Annotated in this window: 11 protein-coding genes and 1 other RNA gene; 9 read left to right on the top strand and 3 right to left on the bottom strand. The window is 70.7% G+C overall.

What is annotated here, in order from left to right; genetic code table 11:
- Positions 1–9 precede the first annotated feature (9 nt).
- Complete coding sequence (locus ACWGPE_RS17695; protein WP_452049179.1) at positions 10–3867, bottom strand: S8 family serine peptidase; 3858 nt, start codon at positions 3865–3867, stop codon at positions 10–12.
- Between the two features lie 78 nt (positions 3868–3945).
- Between ACWGPE_RS17695 and ACWGPE_RS17690 the strand changes: the two genes are divergently transcribed.
- Positions 3946–4947 (top strand): transcriptional regulator TrmB, encoded by a 1002-nt coding sequence (locus ACWGPE_RS17690; protein ID WP_231430614.1) that lies wholly within the window; start codon positions 3946–3948, stop codon positions 4945–4947.
- 50 nt (positions 4948–4997) lie between these two features.
- Positions 4998–6107 carry a peptide chain release factor 2 gene (prfB, locus tag ACWGPE_RS17685; RefSeq protein ID WP_231430615.1) on the top strand — a complete coding sequence of 370 codons (1110 nt, stop codon included), beginning with the start codon at positions 4998–5000 and terminating at the stop codon, positions 6105–6107.
- Here the strand turns inward: prfB and ACWGPE_RS17680 are convergent.
- Positions 6104–6826, bottom strand: coding sequence for a TetR/AcrR family transcriptional regulator (locus ACWGPE_RS17680; protein ID WP_452049178.1), 723 nt, complete (start codon positions 6824–6826; stop codon positions 6104–6106). The two genes, prfB and ACWGPE_RS17680, sit on opposite strands and share 4 nt — an antisense overlap.
- 137 nt (positions 6827–6963) lie before the next feature.
- Here ACWGPE_RS17680 and ACWGPE_RS17675 point away from each other — a divergent pair, with 137 nt between their 5' ends.
- The 6 genes from ACWGPE_RS17675 to ACWGPE_RS17650 all read left to right on the top strand — a co-directional run bounded on the left by ACWGPE_RS17675 (position 6964) and on the right by ACWGPE_RS17650 (position 13566).
- Positions 6964–8628 carry an amidohydrolase gene (locus tag ACWGPE_RS17675; protein ID WP_452049177.1) on the top strand — a complete coding sequence of 555 codons (1665 nt, stop codon included), beginning with the start codon at positions 6964–6966 and terminating at the stop codon, positions 8626–8628.
- Positions 8629–8651: 23 nt separating this feature from the next.
- The gene (locus tag ACWGPE_RS17670) at positions 8652–10112 is read left to right on the top strand and encodes a Na+/H+ antiporter NhaC family protein (protein WP_231430620.1); all 1461 of its coding nucleotides are present in this window, start codon (positions 8652–8654) and stop codon (positions 10110–10112) included.
- Between the two features lie 91 nt (positions 10113–10203).
- Positions 10204–11313 (top strand): cell division ATP-binding protein FtsE, encoded by a 1110-nt coding sequence (gene ftsE, locus ACWGPE_RS17665; RefSeq protein ID WP_231430621.1) that lies wholly within the window; start codon positions 10204–10206, stop codon positions 11311–11313.
- Entirely contained in the window at positions 11310–12221 is a 912-nt protein-coding gene (ftsX, locus tag ACWGPE_RS17660; protein ID WP_231430622.1) for a permease-like cell division protein FtsX, read from the top strand. Before ftsE ends, ftsX begins: the two co-directional genes overlap by 4 nt.
- Before the next feature lie 78 nt (positions 12222–12299).
- A complete protein-coding gene (gene smpB, locus ACWGPE_RS17655) occupies positions 12300–12776 on the top strand; it encodes an SsrA-binding protein SmpB (protein ID WP_231430624.1) in 477 nt (158 codons plus the stop codon).
- Positions 12777–12828: 52 nt separating this feature from the next.
- Positions 12829–13566: a tyrosine-protein phosphatase gene (locus tag ACWGPE_RS17650; protein WP_231430625.1), complete on the top strand. Its 738-nt coding sequence runs from the start codon at positions 12829–12831 to the stop codon at positions 13564–13566.
- A gap of 15 nt (positions 13567–13581) precedes the next feature.
- On the opposite strand, the gene ACWGPE_RS17645 is transcribed toward ACWGPE_RS17650, so the two are convergent.
- Positions 13582–14259, bottom strand: a complete 678-nt coding sequence (locus ACWGPE_RS17645; protein WP_452049176.1) for an SIMPL domain-containing protein — start codon at positions 14257–14259, stop codon at positions 13582–13584.
- Positions 14260–14422: 163 nt separating this feature from the next.
- On the opposite strand from ACWGPE_RS17645, the gene ssrA reads away from it, so the two are divergent.
- Positions 14423–14791, top strand: a transfer-messenger RNA (tmRNA) gene (ssrA, locus tag ACWGPE_RS17640).
- Positions 14792–14836: the final 45 nt, after the last annotated feature.

Below are 14836 nucleotides of genomic sequence, written 5' to 3'. Positions count from 1 at the left end.
GGAGTGAGTTCAGCGAACGCCCTTCGCGGGCGCGGCCTCGAACGCGCGGTCGATCTCCTGCGAGAAGGTGTTGCCCGCGGCATCCTTCGCCGTCACCCGCAGGTCGACCCAGCCGCCCTTGTCGGCGACCGGCACCTTCGCGGCGTAGCCGCTCACCCAGGCGCGGCTCTTCACGAAGACGTCGCCGTCGCCCTCGACCGCACCCGTCGGGGCATCGGTCTTCGCGGGCTGCAGCGCGACCTCGACCCAGTCGCCGCCGGCGGCGCGGGCCTCGAGCGTCGCCTCGGTGATCGCGCCGGCCGGCGCGGAGCCCGCGACGTGGCCGAGCTCGAGGCCGAGCGCGATGCCGGTGCCCTTGCGGCGACCGTCGCCGGCCTCGTTCGCGGCGTTCACGTCGAGGTCGTAGTACGCCTGGATCATCGGCAGCAGCCGGTTGGTCCAGTCGCCGAGCTTGCCCTCCGAGGTGAACGTCCAGTCGCTCACCGTCTTCGTCGAGCCCTCGAGGTGCGAGCCGTCGTGGGTCGCGGTGCTCACCACGCGGATCTGCTGCTCGCCGTCGGGCAGGTCGTAGACGTTCACGCCCTGATGCTCGGCCTGCTTGACCAGTTCGCCGTCGAAGTACACGTCGGTCGTCTGCTTCACGGTCGAGGGCTCCACCCAGGTGTCGAAGGTGCCCGTGCGATCGGCGCTGCCGCCGTCGGCCCAGCTGGGCACGTTGATCTGCGCGTAATCCGAGACGCGGTACGGCACCCAGAACCCGGTCGCCACGTACGGGCGAACGATGCCGCCGAAGTACTCGGCCGACGTGCGTTCGCCGGGCTCGTAGGTGTGCTGGATGTCGCGGATCTCCCACAGCACCGAGCTGACGGCGACCCACTGGTTCCAGCGCAGTCCTTCGGTGTTGACCCACTCGGTGCGATCCATGCCGCGCTGGGCGATCATCGGGAAACCGCTGCCGTACTGGGCACCGGGCACGAAGTCGTAGCGGAACTCCGCGAGCTCCTCCTGCTGTCCGTGGAAGCGGGTGTCGATACGGGCGAGGTCCTTCTTCGAGTGCGTGTACGCGAGGTCCGACGGGATCTCGCCGTCGCCGTACTCCGCGATGTCGTAGACGACGTCCGAGTAGTGCGTCCCGTTCGCCGAGACCGTCAGCTTCTTGTTCTTCGCGATCCGGGCGACGAGCTCGCGGCCCTCGATGCCGCTGATGGTCGCGACGGGGATCGCGACGTCCGAGAAGTCCGTCTCGGAACCGACCCACGCGTTGAACTCGGCGTCCTGGTCGTTCGCGAGAAGGAGCAGCTTCACTCCGGCGGCGGCCGCGTCGGCAGCCTGCTGCGAGGCCGAGCGCTCGGCGGTGCGCGTGACGACGGCGACCTTGCCGGCCGCACCCGCTGCGGCGAGCTCCTCCGGCGTGCCGGTGCCGGCGTCGACCGCCGTGGCCTTCAGCGAGCCGTCGAGCAGGGCGGAACCGCCGGGCACGATCACGTCGAGCTGGTGCTTGCCCGCGGTGACCTCGAGGAACGGCTTCTGCAGGCGCCACCGGGTCGTGAAGTCGAAGTCGGCGTCGTCGACCGTCATCGGCTGCGCCCACATCTCGTCGGTCCAGATCGGCATCATCGCGCTCGCGAGGAAGTCGTCGACCTTCATGTCCATGCGCCGGAACACCGGGTCGAGCCCGTCTTCGCCGACGTCGAGCGTGACCTGCTCGGTCGTGCGCGCGTCGAGCGCGACGGTGCTGTCCTCGTCGAGGTGCAGCGTCGGCTCGCCGACCATGACGCTCGCGAGCGTGTCGGGCGTGCGCTGCAGCTCCATGAACGACATCAGCGTGTAGTCGCCCTTCAGGATGCGCAGCGTCGTCTCACCGTCGACCCACACGGGCTCTGCGAACTGCGTGGCGGGGTTCCAGAGGTACGCGTAGGTCGCCGTCGGCTCGCCGTCGAAGTCGGTCGCCGTGATGGTGAGGTCGTAGCGCTCCGCCTCGGCGATCGTGCCGAGCGCCGTGCGGGTGACCGGCTGGCCGTCGACCGTGCCGACGAGCGCGCCCGACAGCTGGCTTCCCGCGGGAACCACGGCCGGGTCGACCGTCATGGTCGCCGAGCGGGTCTCACCCGCCGGGATCGTGAGCGACGCGACGTCGAGGGTCAGGGCGTCGAACGCGATGCCCGCCGAGAGCGGGCCCGGGTCGACTCCGCCGCCGGGGGTCGTGTCGTTCAGCGTCGCCTCGAGCGCGACCGTGATCTCCGCGTCGGTGCGGTTCGTGTACTCGACCGTGCGCTCGACGGGCGTCGGCTCCTCGCCCCAGCGGAGCATGCCGAAGTCGCCCGAGCCGGCGGCGATCACCGGGGCGTCGAGGGCGGCGTCGACGTCGATGACGCCCGCTCCGCCCTGGTACGGCGTCTGGCCGTGGTCGACCGCGGTGCTCGCGAGCGCCGCCTTCAGCTGGTCGGCGGTGTACTCGGGATGCCGCTGCTTGATGATCGCCGCAGCGCCGGCGACGTGCGGGGTCGCCATCGAGGTGCCGCTCATGGCGACGTAGTCGCCCGAGCCGGCGCTGTCGGCCGATCGGGCGGCGGTGACGTCGCTGCCGGGGCCGGTCACGTCGGGCTTCAGCGCACCCGAGCGCGTGAGCGGCCCCTGGCTCGAGAACCACGACAGGTCGCCCGACGGGTCGTCGACCGACCCCACCGTGAGCGCCTCGGCGGCGGAGCCGGGGGCACCGATCGTCTCGGCCGCTCCGGCGTTGCCTGCGGCGACGACGAACAGCGCGCCGGTCTCGTCCGCGATGCGGTTGAGCGACTCGGCCATGAGGTCCTCGCCGTCCGAGGCCTCCATCGAGCCGAGGCTCATCGAGACGATCGGGGCGTTCTGCCCGGCCCACTCCATCGCCTCGATGATCCACGAGTCCTGGCCGTAGCCGTCGTCGCCGAGCACCTTGCCGACGAGCAGGTCGGCGCCGTCGGCCACGCCGCGGTGGGTGCCGCCGCTCGCGGCGCCGTTGCCCGCGATGGTCGAGGCGACGTGGGTGCCGTGCCCGTTGACGTCGGTCGCGACGTCCGAGTCGGGCACGAAGCTCTTCGACGCGGGAAGCACGCGACCCGCGAGGTCGGGGTGGGTGTCGTCGTAGCCGGTGTCGAGCACCGCGACCGTGACGCCGTCGCCCGTGTACCCCTCGGCCCAGGCCTCGGGGGCATCGATGAAGGGCACGCTCGAATCGAGCGACGCCTTCACCTTGCCGTCGAGGTGGATGGTCTCGATGCCGTCGGCGAGCGACGGCGCCGCCGAGGTGCTGCGGGCGGCCGCCCCGCTCGGCGCGGTGAGCGCCTGCCACGCCGATGCCGCGTCGTCGTGCCCGAGCGTCGCCGCGGCCCCGCCGATGCTCTCGAGCTGCGCCCGCACCTCGAGGCCGGGCACGGGCGCGGCGAACGTGCGGGCGGCTGCGCCGTCCTGCTCGACGATGACGGGGGTCGCATCGACCGACGCGTCGTCGTAGCCGAACTCGATGAGCTTCGTCACGTTGAACAGGTCGCCGTCGAGCGCTCCCGACGCGAGGTAGGGCATCGCACCCTGCGGGACGACGTGCAGGTCGCCCCCAGTCTCGAAGGTCTGCACGCCGGCTCCGTCGACGGCGGTGTCGACGGAGACGGTGTGCGTACCGTCGGAGAGGTCGGTGACCGTGACGCGATCGCCGGTGATCAGCGTGACGGTGTGGGCACTGCCGGCGGCCGCACTGGCGTGGGGAACGCCGGACGCAGGGCCGGCGGCCGCCGGCAGGGATGAGAGGCCGACGCCTGCGATGCCGATCGCCAGGCCGCTCGTGGCGGCGACGATCGGAAGCAGACGGCGACCGAAGGGTTGGGGTCGTGACATGCGCGAGCCTCTCGGTGTAGGGGATTCCGTCTCCCACCTTCGCCGCCCGCTCGCCTAAAGTGGTGGCGGAGTCCCGCCATGGCCATGATCCGCCACGGTCGGGCGGGCGAGGAGGTCAACGTGCTCGAGGCGCTCGGGCTCGACGCGGCGCACACCGCGGTGTACCGGTGCGTGCTGCAGCAGCCGTCTGCGTCGACCGCCGAGATCGGCGCGATGCTCAGCATGTCGGTGCCGCGCGTTCGCTCGATCGCGACCGAGCTCGAGGGCCTCGGGCTGCTCGCACGGCAGGGCTCGAACCGCGACCGGTTCGTCGCGTCGCCGCCGTCGATCTCGCTCCGCCCGCTGCTGCTCGAACGCGAGCGCGGGCTCACCCGCGCGCACGAGGCCCTCGTCGAGCTCGGCGAGCTCTACCGGCGCTCGGCGGATCAGCGGAGCGTGGCCGACGTCGTCGACGTCGTCATCGGCGACGATTCCGTGCGGCAGCGGGTCGCCCAGCTGCAGGCGGCGTCGACCGAGCAGGTGCGGGCGCTCGTGCTGCACGATGTCGCCCTGCTGAGCGGCGAGGAGAACGTCGAGGAGGACCGCGCGCTCGAACGCGGGGTGCGCTACCGGGTGATCGTCGAGAGCGGCGTGCTCGAGCGCCCCGGATGGCTCGCCGTCGCGCGCGAGATGGCGCAGATCGGCGAGGAGATCCGGGTGCTGCCGACGCTGCCGACGCGGATGTTCATCGCCGACGACCAGATGGCGCTCGTGCCCATGCGTTCGCAGGGGGAGGATCGCGGGTTCGGCGCGCTGCTCATCCACCCGAGCGGCCTGCTCGACCTCGTGATCTCGATCTTCGAGGAGTACTGGCGCTCTGCCACCGAGTTCCTGCCGATCGCCGCGGCACCGTCCTCCGACGACATCGACCGCGACCTCCTCAGGCTGCTGCTGCTCGGCGTGACCGATGCGGGCGCCGCCTCGCAGCTCGGGATCTCGCTGCGCACCCTGCAGCGCCGCGTGGCCGAGCTCATGGAGACGGCCGGGGTCACGAGCCGCATGCAGCTCGGTGCCGAGGCCGTGCGGCGCTCCTGGGTCTGAGGCGCCGGCGCGAGGCATCCACCCCGCAGCCGACTAGGCTGGAGGGCGCCATGTTGGAACTTGACCTCTCGCAGGAGATCGCGGCGCTGCGCGCCACCTTCGGCGACATCCGTACCGTGATCGACGTCGACGCGCTCGAGGCGCAGATCGCCGAGCTCTCCGAGCAGGCGGGCGCTCCAGACCTCTGGGACGACACCGCGAACGCCCAGAAGGTGACGAGCGCGCTCAGCCATCGCCAGTCCGAGCTGAAGCGCATCACCGAGGTCGGGCAGCGGCTCGACGACCTCGACGTGCTCATCGATCTCGCCAATGAGATGGAGGACGAGGACTCGGCCGCCGAGGCGCGCGCCGAGGTCGCCGCCCTGCAGAAGACGATCGGCGACCTCGAGGTGCAGACGCTCCTCGACGGCGAGTACGACGATCGCGGCGCGGTCGTGACGATCCGCTCGGGTGCCGGCGGCGACGACGCGACCGACTTCGCCGAGATGCTCATGCGCATGTACCTGCGCTGGGCCGAGCGGCACGACTACCCGGTGAAGGTGCTCGACACCTCGTACGCCGAGGGTGCCGGCATCAAGTCGGCGACGTTCGAGATCGACGCCCCCTACGCCTACGGCACGCTCTCGGTCGAGGCGGGCACCCACCGGCTCGCCCGCATCAGCCCGTTCGGCGGCGCCGACAAGCGCCAGACGAGCTTCGCCGCGGTCGAGGTCATCCCGGTCATGGAGGAGGCGACGGAGGTCGAGGTCCCCGAGAACGACATCCGCGTCGACGTCTTCCGCTCCTCGGGCCCCGGCGGTCAGTCGGTCAACACGACCGACTCGGCGGTGCGCATCACCCACCTCCCCACCGGCATCGTCGTCTCGATGCAGAACGAGAAGTCGCAGATCCAGAACCGCGCCGCGGCGATGCGCGTGCTGCAGACCCGCCTCCTGCTGCTGAAGAAAGAGGAGGAGGCGGCGCAGAAGAAGGAGCTCGCCGGCACGATCACCGCGAGCTGGGGCGACCAGATGCGCTCGTACTTCCTCTACGGCCAGCAGCTCGTGAAGGATCTCCGCACCGGGTACGAGGTCGGCAACCCCGCCACCGTCTTCGACGGCGACCTCGACGGCCTCATCGCCGCCGGCATCAAGTGGCGCAAGCGCAAGGACGACGACTAGCCACGATCCGACGTCGCCGCGCCCGACGGGTCGGCTCGGCCGGCCTCGTCGTCTGCGAGCTCGGCCCGCAGGCCGGTGACGAGCGCGGCGAGTCCAAGCTCGAACGAGCGATCGGTGGGGCGGATGCCTCGCGCCGACGCCGCGGCCGAGCGCAGCGACTCCACGTGGGCGTACTGCGGCGCGTCCGCCGCGGCGTCGCCCGGTGACATGATGTCTGCGGGTGCGAGCGCGTCGAGCGACGACCCGATGATGAACGACTCGAGCGCGACGAGTGCGTCGACGACGCCGTCGGCGCGCCAGCCCTCGCGCAGCAGTCGCCCGGTGATCGCATCGTAGTTCGCGACCGAGCGCGCCTGCCCGTCGATGGGCGTGGTCGCGAGCAGGGTGATGCCCGCGGGGTTGGCGGCCATCGCCGAACGGTACGAGCTGCCCCACCGGGCCACCGCCTCGGCGAGCGGCACCTCGTCGGACTCGAAGCCCGACACGTCGAGGAGGTCGGCGAGTCGTCCGCGCATCGCGCGGACGACGTCGGCCTTGCCGCGGAAGTAGTGGTAGAGCGCAGGCGGGTGCACCGAGAGCGACCGGGCGAGGGCCGCCATCGTGAAGCCCTCGGGGCCGGCCGTCTTCGCGAGCTTGAACGCGGCGTCGACGATCTGCTCGGCGCTCAGCACGGGCGTACGGGGACGTCCGGCGGTGCGTTTCGTCGGGGACGGGCTCACCGGGCTCTCTCCTTCGGTCGTCGGTCGTGGGTCGTCGATTTGGTCGTGCGGGCAGGCGCGGAGTAACGTGTGCCCGAATTTAATCACGTTAAATTGCGCAGCCGGCCAACGAGGGCGACGGCGCGGAAACGAGCAGCATGCAGCGCATCTTCGCCGACACCATTCTCGTGGGGGCCCGGGTCATCACGATGAACCCGCGCCAGCCGGTCGCCGAGGCGATCGCGATCCGGGGCGGACGCATCCTCGCGGTGGGCGACGCCGCCACGCTCGCCGAGCTCCGCGGACCGGCGACGACGGTCGACGACCTGCGCGGCGCCTCGGTGACGCCGGGCCTCATCGACGCGCACATGCACCCCATCCAGGGCGTCGAGCTCGCGGTCGGCATCGACTTCGGGGGAGTGCGCGACCCCGAGCGGTTCCTCGAACTGCTCCGCGCCGAGGCCGCGCGCGTGGCAGGCGGCACCGCGGGCGGCTGGGTGCGCGGCTGGAACATCGACTACGACGTGTTCTCGACCCTGCCGATGACCGCCGCGGCGATCGACGACGCGACCGCCGGGGCGCCGGCGTTCCTGCTCTTCTTCGACGGGCACACGGCGCTCGCCAACACCGAGGCGATGCGCCGGGCCGGCATCACGGGCGCCCGCACGTTCGGCGACACGTCCGAGATCGTCGTCGACGAGTCCGGCCGTCCGACGGGCGCGCTCCGCGAGGACTCGGCGTTCGACATCGTGCTGCGCACCGCGCCCGAGTACACCCGTGAGGAGACGCTCGAGCGGGTCCGCGAGATCCTCGGCGGCCTCACCGCCTCGGGCATCACGGGCGGCTGCATCATGGACGGCAACCCGGGCACCCTCGACCTGCTCGACGAACTCGACGGCGAGGCATCCGCCGCCCCTGACGACCGCGACGCGCGAAGCCTGCTCCCCGTGCGCATCGTCTCGGCGATGGCGCACAACCCCGGCTACGACGAGGAGCGCACGCAGCACCACCTCGCGCAGCGCGACCGCCGCGGCCGGCGCTGGCGGGGCGGCCTCGTGAAGCTCTTCAACGACGGCGTCATCGACACCGGCACCGGTTGGCTCTACGAGCCCGACACGCACGGCGAGGGCCTCCACTCGTTCTGGGCCGACCCCGACGAGTTCGAGCGCGTCGTCGCCCGCTACTCCGCCGCCGGATTCCAGATCGCGACCCACGCGATCGGCGACCGCGCGATCGGCACGACGATCGACGCGTACCTGAAGACGGGCGTGCAGTCGGCCCAGGGCGCCCCGCACCGCATCGAGCATCTCGAACTGCTCGCCGACCGCGACCTCGCGCGCCTCGCCCAGACCGGCATCACCGCCTCGGTGCAGCCGCTGCACATGCAGTGGCGCAAGGCCGACGGCTCCGACTTCTGGGCCGAGCGGCTCGGCCCAGAGCGTGCGGCGCTCGGCTGGCGCGTGCGCGACATGATCGACGCCGGGGCGCCCGTCGCACTCGGCTCCGACTGGCCGGTGGCGCAGACCGACGCGCGCATCGGCCTCGCCTGGGCGCGGCTCCGCCGCGAGCCCGGCAATCCCGACGCCCCGGTGTTCGAGCCCGACCAGGTGCTCACGCCGTACGAGGCCCTACAGGGCTACACCGTGTGGGCGGCGCTCGCCCAGGGCGACCACGACCTCGGCGTCATCGCGCCGGGGTACCGTGCCGACCTCGTGGTCTGGGCCGACAGCCCGATCGCCGTCGGAGCGGACGACCTGCTCGACCTGCCCGTGCTGACGACGATCGTCGACGGGCGACCCCTGACCGCGGCATCCGCCGCCTGACCCCCTTCGAATCCGAGGCAACCATGCAAGACGTCGGCGCGCTCGCGCTCCTCCCCGTCGTCATCATCCTGCTCGTCGCGGTGCTCACCCGGCGCACCCTCTTCGCCATGCTCTGCGGCACGCTCGTCGGTGCCGTGCTGCTCGGCGGCTGGGGCTTCTTCGACTCCTGGATCGGCTACTTCGGCACCGCGATGGCCGACGAGACCCTGCAGTGGCTCATGCTCGTCGTCGTGCTCTTCGGCATCCTGATCACGCTCTTCGAGCGCTCGGGCGCCGTGCGCGAGTTCGCCGCCTGGGCCGAGCGCTTCGTGAACTCGCGGCGCAAGTCGACGGTGCTGAGCTTCCTGCTCAGCATCGTGCTCTTCGTCGACGACTACCTCAACGTGCTCACGGTCGGCACCTCGATGAAGGCCGTCACCGACCGGTACAGGGTGCCGCGCACCGAGCTCGGCACCATCATGAAGCTCACCGCCGCGCCGATCGCGGTCGTCGTGCCGTTCTCGACCTGGGCGCTGTTCTTCGCGGGTCTCCTCGAAGCGCAGGGCGTCACCGTGGACGGCTCCGGCTTCGGCGCCTACCTCCAGGCGATCCCCTACATCTTCTTCGGCTGGATCGCGCTCGTGATCGCCGCGCTCGTCGCCTTCGGCGTCTTCCCGCGGCTCGGGGCGCTGAAGAAGGACGCGAAGCGCGCCGACACCACGGGCGACGTGTTCCCGGCCGGCACGACCGAAGAGGAGCGCCTCGCCGAGGGCGTGCTGCCGGCGGATGCCGAGGTCGGCGAGTTCGCCGCGTCGGGCGACGACGGCGGACGCGCGGTCGCCGCCGCGCCGGTCGCGGTCGCAACCCGGGCCCCCGACATCGCGAAGCCCCGGCCGTGGAACTTCCTCGTGCCGATCGCCGTCATGATCGCCGTCACGATCCTCACCGAGGTCGACGTGCTGAAGGGCACGGTCGCCGCCCTCGTCGTCGCGATCGTCATGTACACGGTGCAGCGCCGCCTGAAGATCAAGGGCGTGTTCGACGCGGCCTTCGACGGCGTCGGCAGCATGCTCTTCGTCATCGTGCTCACCGCCCTCGCGTTCATGGTGCAGCACATGAACATCGACCTGAAGCTCGCCGACTTCGTGATCGCCACGACCGAGCCCGTCATGATCGGAGCGCTGCTGCCGGCGATGGTGTTCCTCGTCTGCGGCGTCTACGCCTACGCGACCGGGTCGTTCTGGGACCTCGCCGCCGTCATCACCCCGATCGTGATCCCGCTCGCGCTCGCGATGGACGTGAACCCGATCATCGCCGGGGCCGCGGTGTTCTCGGGCGCCGCCCTCGGTTCGACGACGTGCCTCTACGGCGACGGCATCATCCTCGCGTCGCGTTCGACCGGCATCAAGCCGCTCAACCTGATGACGGCGATCCTGCCGTACGCGGCGATCGCGGCCGTGCTGAGCCTCGCCGGCTACCTCGTGGTCGGGTTCCTCGGCGTCTGACCGGGCCGGTCGTCCCGATCGAGTGGGCGGCGGCACCGATTTCCGGTGTCGCTGCCCACTTTTGGGTGCCGCCTGCCTAGGCTCGAACACGATGATCCGCTTCGACTCCGTCACCAAGTCCTACCCCGGCCAATCGAGGCCCGCCCTGAACGACATCGGGGTCGAGATCCTGCGGGGCGAGTTCGTGTTCCTCGTCGGCGCATCGGGCTCCGGCAAGTCGAGCTTCCTCCGTCTGATCCTCAAGGAGGAGAAGCCGACGAAGGGCAAGATCCACGTGCTCGGCCAGGACCTCGGCAAGATCTCCACCCGCAAGGTGCCGTACTTCCGCCGCGACCTCGGCGTCGTGTTCCAGGACTTCCGGCTGCTGCCGAACAAGTCGGTGTTCGAGAACGTCGCCTTCACCCTGCGGGTCATCGGCAAGTCGCGCGGCTTCATCCAGTCGGCGGTACCCGAGACGCTGAAGCTCGTCGGCCTCGACGGCAAGGAGAAGCGCATGCCGCACGAGCTCTCGGGCGGCGAGCAGCAGCGCGTGGCGATCGCACGCGCGATCGTCAACAAGCCGCAGATCCTGCTCGCCGACGAGCCGACCGGCAACCTCGACCCCGTTACGAGCGCGGGCATCATGACCCTCCTCGAGCGGATCAACGCGGGCGGCACGACGGTCGTCATGGCCACGCACGAGGCCGGCATCGTCGACCAGATGCGCCGCCGCGTCATCGAGCTGTCGGCCGGCGACATCGTGCGCGACGAGCGCAGCGCCGGCTACGACGGCCAGACCGTCCGCGACGTCGAGTACGTCCCCGAACAGGGTGGCGAGGCCGTCGAGGATGTCGCGACCGACGCCGAACGCGTCGCCGCCGCCGTCCCTCCGGAGTCGGCGCAGGCGTCCGAGACGGCGCAGCCGGCCGCGACGATGGCTGCGACCACTGCGGCCGCACCCAAGGTCACGGCCGAGGTCATGCGCGACGCCGAGCCCCTCTACGTCGAGCCCGAGGCGACCGACGAGGTCACCGAGGCCGCTGCCGAGATCACGAAGGCCGCGACCGGTGCCATCGAGGTCGACCCCGAGAAGCTCGTGCCGAAGGAGAAGGCCCCGGGCGAGGCATCCGCCCCGCTCACCCTCGCCGAACGGTTGGGGCTCAGGGCGCCGGGAGGCCCGCGAGAAGGCGACAGTGACCAGGAAGTGGGGCCGACGAAGTGAGGATCGGGCTCGTCCTGCGCGAGGCGGCGAACGGACTTCGCCGCAACATCACCATGGTCGTCTCCGTGGTGCTCGTCACGTTCATCTCGCTGACGTTCGTCGGCACCGCCGCGCTCATGCAGTTGCAGATCGCCCAGATGAAGGGCTTCTGGTACGACCGCGCCCAGGTCGCGGTGTACCTGTGCACCTCGATGTCGACGGCCGCGGGCTGCACCGACGGCGAGGCCAACGAGGAGCAGAAGGCGGCCGTCGAGGCGCAGCTGAAGTCCGACACGCTGAAGCCCTTCATCGACGAGTTCTACTTCGAGGACCACGAGCAGGCCTACGAGAACTTCCAGAAGCAGTTCGAGGGCACGCCGTCGGCCGACTACGTGACCCCCGACGTGCTGCCCGAGGCGTTCTGGGTCAACCTCATCGACCCGTCGCAGTCGGACGTCATCGTCGAGAGCCTCGCCGGCATGGCGGGCGTCGAACAGGTCGTCGACCAGCGCCGCTACCTCGATCCGATCTTCGACGCGCTCAACGCGGCGAGCTACACGGCGATCGCGATCGCGGCGATCATGCTCGTCGCCGCCGCACTGCTCATTGCGACGACGATCAGGCTGTCGGCGTTCTCGAGGCGGCGCGAGCTCGGCATCATGCGGCTCGTCGGCGCCTCGAACCGGTTCATCCAGACACCGTTCGTGCTCGAGGGCGTCTTCGCCGGGCTCGTCGGGTCGCTCCTCGCGGGTGGCGCCGTCGTCGCGATCGTGCACTTCTTCGTGCAGGGCTACCTGGCGAAGAACCTGTCGCTCACGTTCGTCGACAACGGCGACGCGCTGCTCGTGATGCCGCTGCTCGTCGTGGTCGGGGTACTGCTCGCCGCCGTCTCGGCGGGCATCGCGATCAGGCGGTACCTGCGCGTCTGAGTCGGATAGACTGAACGGCTCGCCCGGCATCGGCCGGAGGCATCCGTCAGTGTCAGCTCGATTCGCAAGGAGATCACCGTGCCCAGGGAACGCGGACAGAAGGTCGTCGCGACCAACCGCAAGGCGCGGCACGAGTACCTCATCGAGGACACCTACGAGGCCGGGCTCGTGCTGCAGGGCACCGAGGTGAAGTCGCTGCGCGAGGGGCGGGCGTCGCTCGTCGACGGGTACGCGTTCATCGACGGCGGCGAGATGTGGCTCGACGCGGTGCACATCCCCGAGTACACCGAGGGCACGTGGAACAACCACGCGCCCCGGCGCAAGCGCAAGCTGCTGCTGCACAAGCAGGAGATCGTGAAGATCAGCCACCGCATCAAAGAGGGGGGCTACACGCTCATCCCGCTCTCGATCTACTTCAGCGACGGCCGCGCGAAGGTCGAGCTCGCGGTCGCCCGAGGCAAGCGCGAGTACGACAAGCGGCAGACGCTGCGCGAGCGGCAGGACAAGCGCGAGGCGGATCGCGCGATGGCGAGCCGCCGGCACCTCGGCGAGTGAGCCGGGTCGAGCCTGGGTGACCCGCTCGGCCGCCGGAGGTAGGCTCGTCGCGATGAAGACGTCGATGCGCATCCCCGTTCCCGGCACGTACAATTTCCGCGATGTCGGCGGACTGCCCGCCCGCACGGGCCGGGTGCGCGACGGGGTGCTCTACCGGTCCGACGGGCTGTTCCGGCTCGGCGACGCCGGCAAGGCCGAGTTGCGAGAGCTCGGCGTCGGCATCGTGATCGACCTGCGCGACGACAACGAGGCCCGCTCGATGCCCGACGACCTCGACGGGCTCGACGTCGAGGTGCTGCGGCTGCCGGTGTTCGAGGGATCCGGCGCCTCGCAGGGCATGGCGGGCATCTCGCTCGAAGCCCTGTACGACCGCATCGTCACGCAGCATGCGGGCGTCGTGGTCGCGGCGCTGCGCGAGATCGCGAGTGCGGGCGAGCGTTCGGTCATCGTGCACTGCACCGCGGGCAAGGACCGCACCGGGATCGTCGTCGCGCTCGCGCTCCTGGCCGTCGGCGTCGACCGCGAGGCCGTGATCGACGACTACGCCAGGACCGAGGCGAACCTCGCGGGCGAATGGCTCGAGGGCATGGTCGCGGTCATCGCGAAGTACGGCGTGCCCGACACCCCGGAACTGCGCACCCTGATGGGAGGGAGCCCGCGGGAGGCGATCGAGGGCGTGCTCGACACGGTCGAGCGCGCGCACGGGTCGGTGCGCGAGTACCTGCTCGCGTCAGGGCTCGGGCTCGGCGACCTCGCCGGTCTCGAACGCCTGCTCATCGACGGCGACTGAGCCGCGGGCGGCGCCTCAGCCGGTTCGGACCTCGGCGTGGAATCGCGCCTCGACGGAGGCTTCGACGACGAGCACGGCGGGTGCGAACTCGGTGCCCGACCCCGCGCCTCCGCCGTCGTAGGCGGCCATCGCCATCTTCATGCCGCCGCGCGGTGCGGGCGGCAGCGGCTGGGCCGTGAGGAGTCCCGTGTCGGCGAGCTCCACCGGCGTCGGCGCACCGAGCCCGAGGGCGGCCGCGTAGACGCGCGCCTTCGCGATGGCGTCGGCGACCGCGGCGCGCTGCGCGAGTTCCTGCACGCGCCGGCGGGTCGCCTCGGGCAGGCGCCAGTCGATGCCGTCGAGGTCGACGGCCTCGCCGTCGGAGACCCGGCTCACCCATTCGCCGAGCCGGTCGAGGTCGCTGAACACGATCTCGACCTCTGACCTGGTCTGGTGCACGAGCGGCAACTGCCGGCCCTCGTTGTTGAACGGGCGGTGCGACCACACTCGAAGCTGACCCGCCGACCAGGTGTCGAGCGCCCCGGCGGCCTCGAGATCGCGAACCTCGGCGAGGAGGCGCTCGCGCGCCCTGGCAGTGCGGGCGAGCGCGGTGTCGCGTTCGGGCTCGGAGACCCCGATCGTGAGCGTGACGGCGGCGAGCTCGGGGTCGACGCGTTCTTCTGCGGTGCCGCGAACGGCGATGACGGTGGCCATTTGGTCCTCCACGAGGCATCCGCTCGAGGTCTGGGAATGGCGGAGCGGTGTCGCCTGTTCTAGACTGTAAGGCCGCGCACCCCTTCGTCCTGCGAACGGGTCGCGACTCTTGGAAACTCCACAGCGTGCGATGAAGGTCCGTCGAATCCGTTCGACGTCACATGGGGATGATCGGTTTCGACATCGCCTGTGTGCCCACGAGAAGCGGGCCGAGGATGCAGGGTTATCTCGTGAACGCCCCCTGCGAACAAATAACTGCCAATAAGAAGCAGTCTGACTTCGCCCTCGCTGCCTAAGCGAGCTCGATAGTCCGTCAGTCCGGGTTCGTTCCCGCCCCGGTCACTGACGTCATCTAGGGAACTTGCTGCGCGTCGTCGCCTGAGCGACGTGCGGGACTCTTTCAGGCTGGGCCCGTCGACTCAGGTGCCTGTGGCAAGAGTCGGGGCCGAGCAGAGCGCTTTCACAGGCTGCGCCCGGAGAAGACGTGGAATCTCAGCGATGGACGGGGGTTCAATTCCCCCCATCTCCACCACCGGCCGTCATCGCACGCTGCGGAAGCCGCAGAACGCCCGGCGAC

The sequence above is a fragment of the Agromyces sp. NPDC055658 genome (genome assembly GCF_053618155.1).
Note: the sequence above shows the minus strand (reverse complement) of the source record. Positions and strands in the feature narration are given on the sequence as shown.